Below are 14,031 nucleotides of genomic sequence, written 5' to 3' on the forward strand. Positions count from 1 at the left end.
TGTCCGCCGGGCCAGTCTTGCGCTTCCCCGGCGGTTCGCGCCAAGAAGTTTAATCCCAGCACGGGCATAGGAATTATGGTCGAGACAATCCGCTACGGCATCGTTGGCACCGGCATGATGGGCTGCGAGCATATCCGCAACATCCGCCTGATTCCGGGCGCGAAGATCACCGCGATCGCCGATCCGGTCGAGGCGTCGCTCGGCTGGGCCGATGCGTTCCTGGGGGAGGAACGGCCCGCCCGGTTCCGCTCGGTCGAGGCGCTGGCGGAGCAGGGCGAGATCGACGCTGTTATCATCGCCTCGCCCAACAACACCCATCGGGACGTGCTGCCGCCGCTGCTCGACCGGGGCGTGGCGATCCTGTGCGAGAAGCCGCTGGCGACGACCATCGAGGATGCCCGCTGGATCGTCGAGCAGGCCGAGGGGCGCGCCGCGCCGTTCTGGACGGGCATGGAGTATCGCTACATGCCGCCGGTCGCGCGCTTCGTCGAGCAGGTCCATGGCGGCCGGGTCGGCAAGCTGCAGATGGTGTCGATGCGCGAGCATCGCTTCCCGTTCCTGCCCAAGGTCGGCGACTGGAATCGCTTCGCGCGCAACACCGGCGGGACGATGGTCGAGAAATGCTGCCATTTCTTCGACCTGATGCGGCTGATCACGCGCAGCGAGGCGGTGCGCGTCTATTGCTCGGGCGCGATGGACGTGAACCACCGCGACGAGCGTTATGGCGGCGAGACGCCGGACATCCTCGACAACAGCTTCACCGTGGTCGATTTCGCCGACGGTACGCGCGCGATGCTCGACCTGTGCATGTTCGCCGAAGGGGTGGAGCATCAGGAGGCGCTGTCGGCGACGGGCGACCGGGCGCGGCTCGACGTGCTGGTGCCGCCGGGCGAGCTGGTCTTCTCGCCACGGGTGCCGCTGCGCGCACCCAAGCAGGTGGAGCGCGAACTGGTGGCAGTCGACGAGGTCGCGATGGCGGCAGGCTCGCATCACGGCGCGACCTTCCACCAGCACGAAGCCTTTGCCCGGGCGGTGCGCGGGGAAGGCGCGGTCGAAGTCACCGCGCGGGACGGTCTGCTCGCGGTCGCGATCGGTGCCGCTGCCGAGATCAGCGCGCGGGAGCGCCGCGTCGTCGAGCTGCGGGAGTTGCTGGGCGCCTAGCGTGGAACGTGCCTGATCCATGTGAATCCCGGCGGTTTTGCAGGAACCCCGATGCCGGGCACCGAGTTCTCCCGGGCATATGCGACCATGCAGGGAGGACGCCATGTCGAAGTCGATCATCGAGCGCGGGCTGGAGCTGGCCAATACCGGCGCCTATCGCCGCATCGAGGAGATCGAGCGCGAAGTGTCGTTCGAAGGCTATTCGAATGCTGCGCAGCATTTCTCGGCACCCACCTTCCGCAAGCAGCTCCGCAACCTGATGCAGTCCTCGCGTGCCGCCCGCATATCTTGACCTATGTTGAAGCCAGCGCCGGCGATCGCGTCCACAACGGGCGCATGCATGGAAAGACCCTGATCGAGCGCGCCATCGAACTGGCCAAATCGGGAAGCTATGAACGGATCGATCAGATCGAACGGCAGTTGAATGCGGAAGGCTATTCGAACGTCGCGTCGCATCTGGACGGGCCGTCGCTGCGCCGGCAGCTCAACCAGCTGAGCCGCGCCGCGCGGGGCGAGCCGGTGCGGGCGCGCGGGCGGCCGGTGGCGCCGCGGGTGCCTGACGGAGGAAGCGATGGAGCAGAACCCTAAGCCGAACGACCAGCAGGGGCCGCCGCCGCGCGAGGGCGCGGCCGATGCGCTCGCCGGCGCCGAGCCGGACGACATCCCGATGACCGGCGAGGAGGATCCGCTGGCCGAAGTGAGCGACGGCGACTTCTCCGAGGTGGTCGCGGAATTCGCGCGCTCGGAGCACAAGCGCAAATAGGGCGGCCCGCCGAGGCGCGGCCGCCCTTTTCGGGCCTAGAGCTTCAGGCCCTTGGCCATGTTGAGATGCGCGGCGACCGTGGGGCTCAGCTTGGTCGCGAAGTCGCGCAGTGGGGCCGGCACATTGGTGTCGGCGGCATTGACCTTGAGCGCGGCGAGCGTCTTCTCGTGCGCATCGACCTGGGCGGCGGCATAGGCCTTGTCGAAGTCGGGCCCCTTGAGCGGCTTCAGCGAATCCAGCGTCTGCTGCTGCTCCGCGGTCAGCGTGGGATCGGGGGTGATCGCGCCGGCGGCGGTCTTGAGCTTGGCGGTCGATTCGGTGTGCGCCTTGATCATCGCCGCGGCGAATTTCTTCACTGCCGCCGACGCGGCCTGCCCTTCGGCGAGCTGCGAGCTGGCGATCTCGAAGGCGTCGCTGGACGCTGCGGCATTGGCGAAGGCCTGGCCTGCCGAGACTGCCGGCGCGGGCGCCATGTCCGTGCCGTTGGCCATCATCCCCATGTCGGTGTTGGTGGTCGTGGTCGTCGTGGTGGTGTCGGTGCTGCTGGTCTCGGTCTTCGAGCCGCAGCCGGCGAGCGCGAGCGCGGCGGCGCCCAGTGTCATCCAACGAACTATTGGCATCCGTACCTCCCTGGCATGGCCCCGCAAGGAGGGGCTGTCAGGGGAACGCCCACCTTTATCGCCCGTTCCGCCCGAACCCTTTGATGGTGCGTGCGTTCTGCAGGGGCGCCGTGTCGGCGCATGGACGGGAGGAAGAGATGAGCATCTTCGGCAACATCATGGGGAAGATCTTCGGGCACAAATCGGCCACGCCCGCACCGGCCCCCGCACCCGAGCCTGCCCCCGCCGAGGCGGCGGCTGCGCCGGCCCCCGCGCCGGTGCCCGAGCCGGCCGCGCAGGTCGATGTCGGCGCGGTGCTTTCCGAGATGGCCGAGATGAAGGGCGGCGGCGGCAACTACCAGACGTCGATCGTCGACCTGCTCAAGCTGCTCGACCTCGATTCGAGCCTCGATGCGCGCAAGGAGCTCGCCGAGGAATTGAACGTGCATGCGGGCGAGCATGGCAGCGCCGAGCAGAACATCGCCTTGCACAAGGCGGTGATGGCCAAGCTCGCCGAGAATGGCGGCGTGGTGCCGGACAGCCTGCGCAACGCCTGACGTGCCTGCCGGGACCGCTGTCCCGTTCGCTCAGGCGGCGAGATAGCGGTCCAGGAACTGCTGGTGCCCCGGCATCTGCGCCACGCTGCGCGCGATGCCGGACTTCAGCTCGCCGAGCGCGGTCTGCAACTCGCCCTCTACGATCATCCGGCCCATGTGATGATGGCTCCGCGGCTCCAGCCGCTGGCCGAGCATCACCTGCACCCAGCTGTCGACCCGGAACAGGTCGTCCGATGCCTGCCAGGCGATCGCGCCGTCGCGGAACGCCTCGATCCGCTCGGCGAGCGAGTCGGGGATCTCCATCGTCCGGCAATGATCCCAGAAGCCGCCGTCGTTCCGCTGGTTCAGGTGATAATGGAGGATGATGAAGTCGCGGATCCGCTCGATCTCGACATGGCTGAGCGCATTGAACCGCGCCGCGACGCCTTCGCCGATCCCGCCGAACGGGAAGAGCTGCACCAGCCGGGTGATCGCGATCATGATCAGGTGGATGCTGGTCGATTCCAGCGGCTCGACGAAGCCGCTGGCGAGACCAAGGGCTATGACGTTCTTGTCCCACACTTTCTTGCGGCGGCCGGCCTTGAAGCGGATCAGGCGCGGCTCGATCAGCGTCTTGCCTTCGATCCGGCTGTCGAGCAGCGCGCGGGCCTTTTCGTCGTCGAGGAAATCCTTCGCATAGACCAGCCCGTTGCCGACCCGGTGCTGGAGCGGAATGCGCCATTGCCAGCCCGCCTCATGCGCCGTCGCGCGGGTGTAAGGTACTGCGGGGCCTACGGATTCTGTCTGCACCGCAAGCGCGCTGTCGGTGGGGAGCCAATGGCCCCAATCCTCGTATCCGGCGTGCAATGTCTGCTCGATCAGCAGGCCGCGAAAGCCGGTGCAGTCGATGAACAGGTCGCCTTCCAGTCGCTCGCCCGAGGCGAGCTTGAGGGCGGTGACGAAGCCGGTTTCGGGGTGCTGTTCGACGCTTTCGATCTTGCCCTCGATACGGTTTACCCCCTGCGGTTCCGCGAAAGCGCGCAGAAACCGGGCATAGCGGCCGGCATCGAGATGATAGGCATAGTTGATGTGCCCCTGCTCGGGGATGGCGAAGCGTTCGGCCTTGGCGGCCTGCAGCTCGAAGCAATAGTCGCCGAGATCGCCGCCCCAGCCTTCCGCGCGCGCCTCCAGCCAGAAATGGTGGAAGTCGCCCATCCAGGTCGATTTGCCGATCTGGCCGAAGCTGTGGATGTAGCGGTCGCCCTCTCGCGCCCAGTCCTCGAACAGGATGCCGAGCTTGAAGGTGGACAGCGTCTCGCGGAGGAACGCCTTCTCGTCGATGCCGAGCAGCTGGTGGAAGGTGCGCGCGGTGGGGATGGTGCTCTCGCCGACGCCGATCGTGCCGATCTCGTCGCTCTCGACCAGGGTGATCTCGAGCAGCGGCCCGAGCGTCTTGGCGAGCGCTGCCGCGGCGATCCAGCCGGCGGTGCCGCCGCCCGCGATCACGACGCGCCTGACCGGTGCCTGGTCCATCCCCGTTCCCCTTAGCGATTGAGCTTGTTGATGATCTGCGCGCGCAAGCGCCGTGCAGACGTTGCGTCGATCGGCGCGAGCGGTCCCTGGGCATGCGCCGGCAGATGCGCCGCGGCCTCATCCGCGGGACCGAAGACATAATAGTCGAACATCGCCCGCCACGCCGCCTTCTCCGCCGGCGAGCGGTCGCGCAGGCTAAGCATCGCGTGGAGCAGGGTGGTCTGCGGCGTGTCGAGGAACGCCGGCGCCTCGTTCCACCAGTAATTGACCAGCACGTTGAAGCGCGCCAGCGCCTCGACATGGTGCCACCAGAGCGCGGGGTAGAAGAGCAGGTCCCCCGGCTCCAGCTCGGCGACCTGCGCCGCGGCCATCGCTTCGCGGAAGCGCGGGTGGGCGGCGAAGTCGGGCGCGGCGAAGTCGACCATCGAGATCACCTGGCCGCCGGGGGTCGGCTCGAGCGGGCCGGGATAGAGATTGGCGACCTGGTCGGGCGGGAACAGGGTGAAGCGCCGGCGCCCGGCCGCGCAGATCGCCATGTTGTGCGACATGTCGTGATGCGCATGCGCGGTGGTGCGGTTGCCGATCCAGATGCTGGCGAGCACGCCGTGCGCGAACATCGGATCGCCGAGCGGCAGGTCGTTCTCGGCGCGGAAGCCGGGCAGATAGCGGTCGAGATCGGTAGAGCCGATATAGAGGCTCTCGGGATCGGGCGCGTCGAGCCCGGCGCGCAGCCGTTCGAGGAAATCGGTCATGCCGACCCGGGCGCCTTCGAAATTGAAGCCGGTCAACTGGGGATTATAGTGGAAGCGGCCCTGGATCGCGGGGGCTCCGGTGAAGCCGACCACCGGCTGGCCGGAATCGAAGCGCTCCAGATAGGCGATGACGGCGGCGTCGCCCTCGCGCGCGGCGGCGACCAGCGGCCAGTCGCGCGCCACGCCGCGCAGGATCACCGGCGCCTGCGCTTCGAGCAGCTCGGCATAGGGAATGGCGCCGAGCGAGACGCCGTGCAGCTCGCGGACCCGCGGGGCGCTGTCCGCGACCAGGTTCACGCGCTTGCCACGGTCTTGCGCTCGATCAGCCGCGACATGTTGCCGAGCGAGGCGGCGATCAGGAAGGCGGGGCCGAGATAGCCGGCGCGGTGCAGTTCCCCCAGCTGCGCGGCATCGAGCGCGTCGAGCCGCTCGGCGGCGAGCACTTCGTGATCGGCGATCATGTAGCGGCGCTCCTCGTCGAGCATCAGCTCGAGCGCGACCGGCTGGATCAGCCCGAGCGCATCGAACGCGGCGTACATCGCCGCGGCCTCGCCCATGCCGACATGGATCGCGGCGAGGATGCGGCCGACATGGTCGAGATAGCGGGTCTGCCCGCCCTGCGGCAGGAACAGCGGTTCGCCGTCCTCGGCGTCGACCCGGGGGTCGTCGAAGTCGATCTGAATCACGGCGCCCGCGCCCTCCTCGGTCAGGCCGATCAGGAAGGGGCCACGCTGGAGGATCAGCGGGATGTGGCGGCTCGCCCAGCGATCGCCTTCGAGGAACAGATTCTCGTCACGGTCGAGCCCGAGCAGGGCGACCGCCTGGAGGCCCTCGGCGGGATCGCGGTTGAACAGGATCGGGAAGTCGCGCTGGGCGTCGGCGAATTCGGTGGGGAAGAGCAGCGCCTGGTTGACTGAATCGCCATAGGCGGCGCCGTGGCGTAGCGCGACGCGCAGATCGGCATGGGCGACATTGTCGAGCGCGACCGGTCGGGTCATCGTGATGGAAATCCAGCTGTGGAAGGCCAGCATGGCGCAAAGCGCGCCGGGCCTCAATCATCAGGAGAAAGGGGCCGCCGCACATGGCGGCAGCCCCAGTTCCCCCTTTTTATCTCCCTCTCCCCCATCGGGGAGAGGGTGGCGAGGTGTCGCCGAAGCCGGGAGAGGGGCAGTGCGCCGTCCCCTCGATATGCCCCTCTCCCCGACCCTCTCCCCTGATGGGGAGAGGGAGAAGGGGCTTCACCTCGCTACCGGCTACGATCAGAACTTGAAGCGGGCGCCGAGCAGGAAGCGCCGGTCGAGCTCCTGCGCGAACCAGAGCTGCTTCTCGTTGCGGGCATAGGTCCGCACCGCGGTCTCGGTGAGGTTGATGCCCTCGAGCGTCACGGCGATGTTCGGCGTGAACTCGTAGCTGATCGTTGCATCGAGCTGGCCGAACGGTGCGGTGAACTCGGGGTTGCGCGAGCCCTGGCGGTTGATCCCCGAGAGGAACTTGTCGCGCCAGTTATAGGCCACGCGGGCCGAGAGGCCGTGCTTCTCGTAGATCAGCGTGCCGCTGAACGTGTCCGACAGGCCGAGCAGCGCGAACTGGTCTTCCGCCGGGTTGGCACCCAGATTGAAGCCCACATCGCCCCGCACCAGCGTATAGGCCGCCGCGATGCCGAAGCCCGTCGAGCCGAGGAAATACTGGCCGGCGAGCTCGACGCCGTAGATCTCGGCGTCCTTGTTGTTGATCGGCCGCGTCACCTGGAACTGGTAGAGCGGATCGCTGGCGTTGCCCGACAGATCATAGGTGTTGTTGATCGACTGGACGAAGGAGTCGTTCAGCGACCGGGTTGCCGGGTTGTAGTTCGCCGAGAACTGCGCGGTCGCCGCCGCCACCGATCCGGTTGCCTGGATCAGCGCCGACATGACGAACAGGTTCACGTCGCTGACATCCGCGCCGAGGCCGCCCAGCGCGGTCTTGGCCTGGCCCGAACGGCTGCCCGCCGCGCCAGAGCTCGGATCGCGAAGGCCGAACAGGTCGGACGTGAACTGGCCGTTACCGATGAAGTTGCGCACGCGCTTGTCGAAGAACGCGACCGACACATAGCTGTCCGGCTTGAAATACCATTCCAGCGAAGCGTCGAAGTTGTCCGATTCGAGCGGGCGCAGGCGGGCGTTGCCGGTCGATGCGCCGGGGATGCCGCCATTGTTGGTCGGACGCGGCGGACCGCCGACCGTCGTCGCGGTGTAGAGGTTGTTGTAGTTCGGCCGGGCGATCGTCTTGCTGTACGACAGGCGGCCGATCAGGTTGGGTGCGAACTCGACCTGGAAGTCGACCTGCGGCAGGATGTTGCTGTAGCTGCCGCCATCGACGACGAACTGGGTGTTGTTCGAGATCGACACGGTGAAGTCGTTGTCCGACACCCAGGCGATGCCCGCCGGGATGGCTTCGAGCGAGGTGGTGGTCGACTTGGTGTGCTCGTAGCGGACACCCGCGACGAGGCGTGCCGGCGCACCGCCCAGCTCACCCTTCCAGGTCAGCTGGCCATAGGCCGCCCAGATCTCTTCCTTGACCCGGTTGTCCTGGCTGCTGGTGATGCCAACCGCCTTGCCCAGGCCCGCATAATAGGGCGAGAGGATCGAGTAGAGGTCCGAGGCGACGCCGCGGAAGGCGATCTGCGATTCGGGATCGCCGCCCGGATTGAACTTGTGGAACTTGCATTCGAGGCAGAAGGCCTGGAGCGCACCCGGTGCCCGTGCCTGGACGTCGCCCGGGCTGGTGATGCCCCAGTCGCCCAGCGTCTGCTGGGTGGCCTGGAAGGTCTGGTGCATGTCGGTGGTGCGATAGTTGCCGCCGAAGTCGAAGCGGCTGTCACCGCCCAGATCCCAGCCGAAGTCCGCACGCAGCTCCTTCACCTTCTGGCGCTGCGTCGAGCGGAAGGTGCGGCCGACCTGCGAGCCGACATCGTTGACGTCGAGCGGGCCGCTCGCGCCCAGGGTGATGTCCTGCTGCGGGATGCCGTTCGAATAGTCGACCGAGTGCGCCGACACGACGTTGGCGCCCATGCCGACCAGCGTCGACGAGTTGCCATTGGCGTTGTCCGGCGTGCTCGACGAGGTCGAGATATGGCCGTCGAGCTTCAGCGAGAAGTTGCTGGCGAACTGCCACTCCAGGTTGAGGCCGTAATCCTCGAGCTTGCCCTTCTGCGCGCGCGACTGGGCCTCGAAGCCTTCGTCCTTCTGGCCGTTGATCGTCTCGTGCAGATATTGCGCGGTGGCGACGGTGGTGTTGCCGTCGAAGGTCACCACGTCGAACGGGCGGCTGAACCAGTTGGAGAGGTCCGAGCGGGTCTCGCGCTGCTTGTTCTGCGCGAAGAGCGCATCGGCGGTGATGGTCAGCGCGTCGGTGGGCCTGAACTGGACCACCGCCTGGCCGTTGATGCGCTCGCGCGAGCCCTCGGCATAGTGGTAGCGGCTGTCGTTCGGGATCGCGACGAGCTGGTTCGGGTTGGTCGGCGCGTTGTTGACCACGGTGCAGGTCGGCCCCGGGGTCGAGGTCGGGCAGGCGCCGCCCGACCGGGCGAAGCCGCCGGTCAGGAAGGTGCTGTAGGGGATGATGTTCCAGTCGTTCGACGTGGCGGCGATCGAAGTGTAGTTGCGCTTCTGATAGCTGCCGAACAGCATCACGCCGAAGCGCTGCTCCGGATCGCTCCAGCTGGCAACGCCCGAGAATTCCGGGGTGACCTTCGAGCCGCAATCGATGCAGTCGTTGACGCTGGTGTCATAGACCGCCTTGGCGCCGATGCTGCCGTGCAGGCCGGTCTTGTTGTCATCGAGCGGCTTGCGCGAGACGACGTTGATCGTCGCGCCGATGCCGCCCGAGGGAACGGCCGCGCGGCCGGTCTTGTAGACTTCGAGGGTGCGGACGCCTTCGGTCGCGAGGTTCGAGAAGTCGAACGAGCGGCTGGTGCCCTGGGCGCCGTCCGAATTCTGGTCGCCGCCGACGACGGACACGGCAGCGGTGGCGAGCTGGCGGCCGTTCAGCGTGACCATGTTGTAGGTCGGGCCGAAGCCGCGGACAGTGACCTGCGAGCCTTCGCCATTGGTGCGGTTGATCGACACTCCCGGGATGCGCTGCAGCGATTCGGCCAGGTTGGTGTCGGGGAACTTGCCGATGTCCTCGGCCGAGATCGCGTCGACGATGCCCGGCGCCTCGCGCTTGATCTGGATCGAGCGCTCGAGGCTGGCGCGGATGCCGGTGACGACGATCGCGCCGTCGTCCTGCGGCGTCTCGGCGACCTGGCCGCCGTCGCTGGCCTGCGCACTGACAGCGTTGTCGGTCTGCGCATGGGCGAAGCTGGGCAGGGCGAGCCCGACGGCAACGGCGAAGATGGATGCGGAACGCGCAAGTATAGGCGTGCGCTTGAAGCTAGTCATAACCCCTCCTCAGCGCGCCCCCTGTTAGGGCGCGACATTTTATTATTTACGGGCGAGCGAAATGCCTCCCGGATGTTATCGCTATCATCGACAATCCGTCTGTCAATCGGGTCGAATAAATTGGAACCGCTTCCACGTGCGGATTGATGCAAACTGTTGCATCGCTGCGACAGATTGTGACGAGTCGTTGCCCGGTTTTGTGGCGCAGGTTGCTGGAGAGTCGGGCTTTTTCGGTCCGGATCGGTGCCGTTCGCCGCTGCCGAGTCGGCGCAGTCAGGCGTGGAAGCGCGTCCAATCGGCGAGCGGCGCGCGTTCGACCGGGAAAAGATTGATCGGCGCCTCGGGATCGCGAAAGCCGATCGCCATGCCGGTGAACAGCAACTGCTCCTCGGGGATGTCGAGAAAGCTGCGGACCGTGGCGTGGTGGACCGACCAGGCTTCCTGCGCGCAGCTGTCGAGCCCCGCTTCGCGCAGGAGCAGCATCAGCGTCTGGAGGAACATGCCGCAGTCGGACCATTGCGGCGGCCCGTGATCGCGGCGCAGCGTGCAGAACAGTCCCACCGGCGCGCCGAAGAACTGCCAGTTGGCGGCGAACCAGCGCAGGCGCGCCGCCTTGTCCTCGCGCGGGATGCCGAGGCTGGCGTACATCGCCTCGCCGACCGCGAAGCGGCGGTCGCGATAGGGGCTGCCGAGCGGCTGGGGGTAGACGGGATATTCGGGCGGGTCACCGAACGGGGCTTCGGCAAGCCGGGCGCGCAGGACCGCCTTCAGCCGCGCCATCGCGTCGCCGGACACGACATGGACATGCCAGGGCTGGAGATTGCCGCCCGAGGGCGCTCGCCCGGCGCGCTCGATCAGCTCGGCGAGCAGGGCGATGTCGACCGGCTTGTCGAGGAACGCCCGGACCGAGCGGCGGCTGGCGACGGCTTCGCTGACGTTCAAAGCGACCGCCCGATCACTTCCTTCATGATCTCGTTGGTGCCGCCATAGATGCGCGACACCCGGGCATCGCGCCACAGCCGGGCGATCGGATACTCGTTCATGTATCCGGCCCCGCCATGGAGCTGGAGCGCGGCGTCGCACACCTCGCCCTGCAGGTCGGTGTGCCAGAGCTTGGCGGCCGAGGCCTCGACCGCGGTCAGCTCGCCGGCGACATGGCGCCGGATCGCCCAGTCGAGATGCGCCCAGCCGACCTGCAGCTTGCTTGCCAGGTCGGCGAGGACGAAGCGGGTGTTCTGGAAGTCGAACACCGTCTTGCCGAACGCCTTGCGCTCCTTGACGAAGCCGAGCGCCTCGTCGAACGCGCGCTGCGCCGCGGCCTGGGCGCCGACCGCGATCGACAGGCGCTCCTGGGGGAGCTGGTTCATCAGGTACGCGAAGCCGCGCCCTTCCTCGCCCAGGCAGTTGGTGATCGGCACGCGGACATCGTTGAAGAACAGCTCCGACGTGTCGGCACTATGCTGGCCGATCTTGTCGAGGTTGCGCCCGCGGGCGAAGCCTTCGCGGTTCGCCTCGACCAGGATCAGCGAGATGCCCTTCGCCCCCGCCTCGGGATCGGTCCTGGCGACGACGATGATCAGGTCGGCATTCTGGCCGTTGGTGATATAGGTCTTGGAGCCGTTGACGACATAATGATTGCCGTCCTTGCGCGCGCTGGTCTTCACGCCCTGCAGGTCCGATCCCGCGCCCGGCTCGGTCATCGCGATCGCGGTGACGACCTCGCCTGAGATCATCCCCGGCAGCCATTGCCGCTTCTGTTCCTCTGATCCGTAGTGAAGGATATAGTCGGCGACGATGTCCGATTGCAGCGTGATCCCGGCCGACGAACCCGACCAGGCCAGCTCCTCGCCGACCACGGCGTTGTAGCCGAAGTCGAGGCCGAGCCCGCCATATTCCTCGGGCATGGTCGGGCAGAGCAGCCCGGCCTCGCCGCAATCGCGCCAGAACTGGCGATCGACGATGCCTTGCTCCTCCCAGCGCTCGAGGTTCGGCGTCAGCCTGGCATCGAAGAACTTGCGCACCTGATCGCGGAACAGCGCGTGGTTCTCGTCATAGGCGGTGCGGCCATTGGTGTTCAGCACATCCCGTCTCCCTTTGTGGTCTCAGGCCACTTCGACGACGCGCGCTGCCGGCGCGGCGCTGCGATATTGGTGGAGCGGCTTGCCCTGTTCGGCAAGCGCGCGCAGCAGCGGGGAAGGAACGTGTCCCATTTCCTCCAGCGCCTCGGCGATCTTCGCCAGCCCCACGCCGTCCGCCCAGAACAGCGGCCCGCCAGTGAAGACCGGCCAGCCATAGCCATAGACCAGCGCGACATCGACGTCGGAGGCGCGGATCGCCACGCCTTCCTCGAGGATCTTCGCGCCTTCATTGACCACCGGGTAGAGCAGCCGCGCGACGATCTCCGAGTCGCTGAAACTGCGCTGCACCACCCCGGCCTTCGCCGCGAAGTCGCGGATCACCTGCTCGGCGACCGGCGAGGGCGCGGCGCGGCGCTTCTCGTCATAGTCATAATAGCCGCCACCCTTCTTCTGCCCCCAGCGGCCCATCTCGCACAGTATTTCCACCACGCTCGACGAGCTGCTCGTCGCGGCATCCCAGCCGATCACGTCGAGCCCGACCAGGTCGAGCATTGCGAACGGCCCCATCGGGAAGCCGTAATCGAGCATCACGCGGTCGATCTCCCAGGGCAGCGGTCCTTCGAGGATCAAGGCTTGGGCGGCGGCCATGCGCGGCGCCATCATCCGGTTGGCGATGAAGCCGTCGCACACCCGGCTCAGCACCGCGACCTTGCCGATCCTGCGGCCGATGGCCATCGCCGCGGCGACCACTTGCGGGTCGGTCTCGGCCCCGCGCACCACCTCCAGCAGCTTCATCACATTGGCCGGCGAGAAGAAGTGCATGCCGACCACGCTTTCGGGGCGCTCGGTGGCGGCAGCGATCGCATCGACGTCGAGGAAGGACGTGTTGGTGGCGAGGATCGCGTCCGCCTTGGCCACCTTGTCGAGCCGTGCGAATATCTCCTGCTTGAGCGACAGCTTCTCGAACACCGCTTCGATCACCAGATCGACGTCACCGAGCGCCTCGAACTCCAGGCTCGGGGTGAGCAGGGCCATGCGCTGCTCCAGCTGCTCTGCGGTCATCCGTCCCTTGTCGACGGTGACCTGATAGTTGCGCCGGATCGTCGCGACGCCGCGATCGAGCGCTTCCTCTGCCTGCTCGACGATCGTCACCGGCAGTCCGACATTGAGGAAGTTCATCGCGATGCCGCTGCCCATCGTGCCCGCGCCGATCACGCCGACGCGCTTCACCGGGATCTCGGGCAGATCTGCGGGCAGGTCCGGCACCTTGGCGGTCTGGCGCTCGGCGAAGAAGAAGTAGCGCTGCGCGGTGGATTCGCGGCTGCGAAACAGCTCCCAGAACAATTCCGCCTCGCGCTTCATGCCCGCTTCGAAGGGCAGGGTGACCGCCGCCTCCACCGCCTTGATGATGTTCTCGGGCGCCTTGAAGCCCTTGAAGGCGCGGGCATGCCTGGCGCGGAACGCATCGAACAGCGCGGGGTCCTGCCCGGCGATCCTGTCGGTCCGGTCGCGGATGCGGGTTCGCGGGGCGTCGAGCTTGCCCATGAGGAACGCCACCGCATCCGCATGCAGTGCGTCTTCGCTGGTGATCGCATCGACCAGTCCCATCGCCAGCGCATCCCTTGCGCGCACCGGCTTGCCGATCGCCATCATCTCCAGTGCCGCCTCGGCACCGACCACGCGGGGCAGGCGCTGGGTGCCGCCGGCACCGGGCAGCAGGCCGAGCGCCACTTCGGGCAGGCCAAGCTTCGCCGAAGGGGTGGCGACGCGGTAGTCGCACACCAGAGCCGTCTCCAGCCCGCCGCCCAGCGCGGTGCCATGGATCGCAGCGACCACCGGCTTGGGTGATCCCTCGATCAGCGCGAGCACGTCGTGCAGCGGTGCGCCGGTCGGTGCCTTGTCGAACTCGCTTATGTCGGCGCCCGCGATGAAGGTGCGTCCGGCGCAGATCAGCACGATGCCCTGCACCGCCGCGTCCTCGATCGCCGCTCGGAAGCCCTGGTCGAGCCCGTCGCGCACCGCTGCCGACAGCGCGTTTACCGGCGGCGAGTTGAGCGTGAGCGTCGCGATCCCGTCCGCAGTGTCGAGCTGTGCGACCGAATTTATCTGCATGACTAAATTTCCTCTCGCGCTTTGTTTCGTTCGCATTTATTCGGATAATTAAATCGAAGAACAACTAGCGGAGTGG

At 67.1% G+C, this 14,031-nt stretch carries 13 protein-coding genes; 5 read left to right on the top strand and 8 right to left on the bottom strand.

Annotated features, from left to right (window positions below; all coding sequences use genetic code 11):
• The first annotated feature begins 75 nt into the window (after positions 1 to 75).
• The 4 genes from ACEN8G_RS02415 to ACEN8G_RS02430 all read left to right on the top strand — a co-directional run bounded on the left by ACEN8G_RS02415 (position 76) and on the right by ACEN8G_RS02430 (position 1,924).
• Positions 76 to 1,161, top strand: a complete 1,086-nt coding sequence (locus tag ACEN8G_RS02415; protein ID WP_413414876.1) for a Gfo/Idh/MocA family protein — start codon at positions 76 to 78, stop codon at positions 1,159 to 1,161.
• A gap of 103 nt (positions 1,162 to 1,264) precedes the next feature.
• Positions 1,265 to 1,453 carry a hypothetical protein gene (locus ACEN8G_RS02420; protein ID WP_413414875.1) on the top strand — a complete coding sequence of 63 codons (189 nt, stop codon included), beginning with the start codon at positions 1,265 to 1,267 and terminating at the stop codon, positions 1,451 to 1,453.
• The gene (locus ACEN8G_RS02425) at positions 1,450 to 1,749 is read left to right on the top strand and encodes a hypothetical protein (RefSeq protein WP_413414874.1); all 300 of its coding nucleotides are present in this window, start codon (positions 1,450 to 1,452) and stop codon (positions 1,747 to 1,749) included. The genes ACEN8G_RS02420 and ACEN8G_RS02425 overlap by 4 nt, the downstream gene beginning before the upstream one ends.
• The gene (locus tag ACEN8G_RS02430) at positions 1,733 to 1,924 is read left to right on the top strand and encodes a hypothetical protein (RefSeq protein ID WP_413414873.1); all 192 of its coding nucleotides are present in this window, start codon (positions 1,733 to 1,735) and stop codon (positions 1,922 to 1,924) included. The genes ACEN8G_RS02425 and ACEN8G_RS02430 overlap by 17 nt, the downstream gene beginning before the upstream one ends.
• A 35-nt stretch (positions 1,925 to 1,959) precedes the next feature.
• Here ACEN8G_RS02430 and ACEN8G_RS02435 read toward each other — a convergent pair whose 3' ends face one another.
• Entirely contained in the window at positions 1,960 to 2,526 is a 567-nt protein-coding gene (locus ACEN8G_RS02435; protein ID WP_413740723.1) for a DUF4142 domain-containing protein, read from the bottom strand.
• A gap of 155 nt (positions 2,527 to 2,681) precedes the next feature.
• Between ACEN8G_RS02435 and ACEN8G_RS02440 the strand changes: the two genes are divergently transcribed.
• The gene (locus ACEN8G_RS02440; RefSeq protein WP_413414871.1) at positions 2,682 to 3,080 is read left to right on the top strand and encodes a DUF3597 domain-containing protein; all 399 of its coding nucleotides are present in this window, start codon (positions 2,682 to 2,684) and stop codon (positions 3,078 to 3,080) included.
• A gap of 30 nt (positions 3,081 to 3,110) precedes the next feature.
• Here the strand turns inward: ACEN8G_RS02440 and ACEN8G_RS02445 are convergent, their stop codons facing one another.
• From ACEN8G_RS02445 to ACEN8G_RS02475, 7 genes are all read right to left on the bottom strand, one after another.
• Complete coding sequence (locus ACEN8G_RS02445; RefSeq protein WP_413414870.1) at positions 3,111 to 4,592, bottom strand: tryptophan halogenase family protein; 1,482 nt, start codon at positions 4,590 to 4,592, stop codon at positions 3,111 to 3,113.
• 11 nt (positions 4,593 to 4,603) lie between these two features.
• A complete protein-coding gene (locus ACEN8G_RS02450) occupies positions 4,604 to 5,641 on the bottom strand; it encodes a cupin-like domain-containing protein (protein WP_413414869.1) in 1,038 nt (345 codons plus the stop codon).
• Positions 5,638 to 6,342, bottom strand: coding sequence for a SapC family protein (locus ACEN8G_RS02455; protein WP_413414868.1), 705 nt, complete (start codon positions 6,340 to 6,342; stop codon positions 5,638 to 5,640). Before ACEN8G_RS02455 ends, ACEN8G_RS02450 begins: the two co-directional genes overlap by 4 nt.
• Positions 6,343 to 6,603: 261 nt before the next feature.
• Positions 6,604 to 9,765: a TonB-dependent receptor gene (locus tag ACEN8G_RS02460; protein WP_413414867.1), complete on the bottom strand. Its 3,162-nt coding sequence runs from the start codon at positions 9,763 to 9,765 to the stop codon at positions 6,604 to 6,606.
• A gap of 273 nt (positions 9,766 to 10,038) precedes the next feature.
• Positions 10,039 to 10,707, bottom strand: coding sequence for a nitroreductase (locus ACEN8G_RS02465; protein ID WP_413414866.1), 669 nt, complete (start codon positions 10,705 to 10,707; stop codon positions 10,039 to 10,041).
• Positions 10,704 to 11,846 (bottom strand): acyl-CoA dehydrogenase family protein, encoded by a 1,143-nt coding sequence (locus tag ACEN8G_RS02470; protein ID WP_413414864.1) that lies wholly within the window; start codon positions 11,844 to 11,846, stop codon positions 10,704 to 10,706. The genes ACEN8G_RS02465 and ACEN8G_RS02470 overlap by 4 nt, the downstream gene beginning before the upstream one ends.
• A 21-nt stretch (positions 11,847 to 11,867) precedes the next feature.
• Positions 11,868 to 13,955 carry a 3-hydroxyacyl-CoA dehydrogenase NAD-binding domain-containing protein gene (locus tag ACEN8G_RS02475; RefSeq protein WP_413414863.1) on the bottom strand — a complete coding sequence of 696 codons (2,088 nt, stop codon included), beginning with the start codon at positions 13,953 to 13,955 and terminating at the stop codon, positions 11,868 to 11,870.
• Positions 13,956 to 14,031: the final 76 nt, after the last annotated feature.

It is taken from the genome of Sphingomonas sp. Sphisp66 (assembly GCF_047324325.1).
Classification (GTDB): domain Bacteria; phylum Pseudomonadota; class Alphaproteobacteria; order Sphingomonadales; family Sphingomonadaceae; genus Sphingomonas.

Coding starts and splice junctions, on each gene's coding strand:
- ACEN8G_RS02455 (WP_413414868.1), bottom strand. CDS start 6,342: ATGACCCGACCGGTCGCGCTCGACAATGTCGCCCATGCCGATCTGCGC.
- ACEN8G_RS02440 (WP_413414871.1), top strand. CDS start 2,682: ATGAGCATCTTCGGCAACATCATGGGGAAGATCTTCGGGCACAAATCG.
- ACEN8G_RS02430 (WP_413414873.1), top strand. CDS start 1,733: ATGGAGCAGAACCCTAAGCCGAACGACCAGCAGGGGCCGCCGCCGCGC.
- ACEN8G_RS02435 (WP_413740723.1), bottom strand. CDS start 2,526: ATGACACTGGGCGCCGCCGCGCTCGCGCTCGCCGGCTGCGGCTCGAAG.
- ACEN8G_RS02475 (WP_413414863.1), bottom strand. CDS start 13,955: ATGCAGATAAATTCGGTCGCACAGCTCGACACTGCGGACGGGATCGCG.
- ACEN8G_RS02420 (WP_413414875.1), top strand. CDS start 1,265: ATGTCGAAGTCGATCATCGAGCGCGGGCTGGAGCTGGCCAATACCGGC.
- ACEN8G_RS02460 (WP_413414867.1), bottom strand. CDS start 9,765: ATGACTAGCTTCAAGCGCACGCCTATACTTGCGCGTTCCGCATCCATC.
- ACEN8G_RS02445 (WP_413414870.1), bottom strand. CDS start 4,592: ATGGACCAGGCACCGGTCAGGCGCGTCGTGATCGCGGGCGGCGGCACC.
- ACEN8G_RS02415 (WP_413414876.1), top strand. CDS start 76: ATGGTCGAGACAATCCGCTACGGCATCGTTGGCACCGGCATGATGGGC.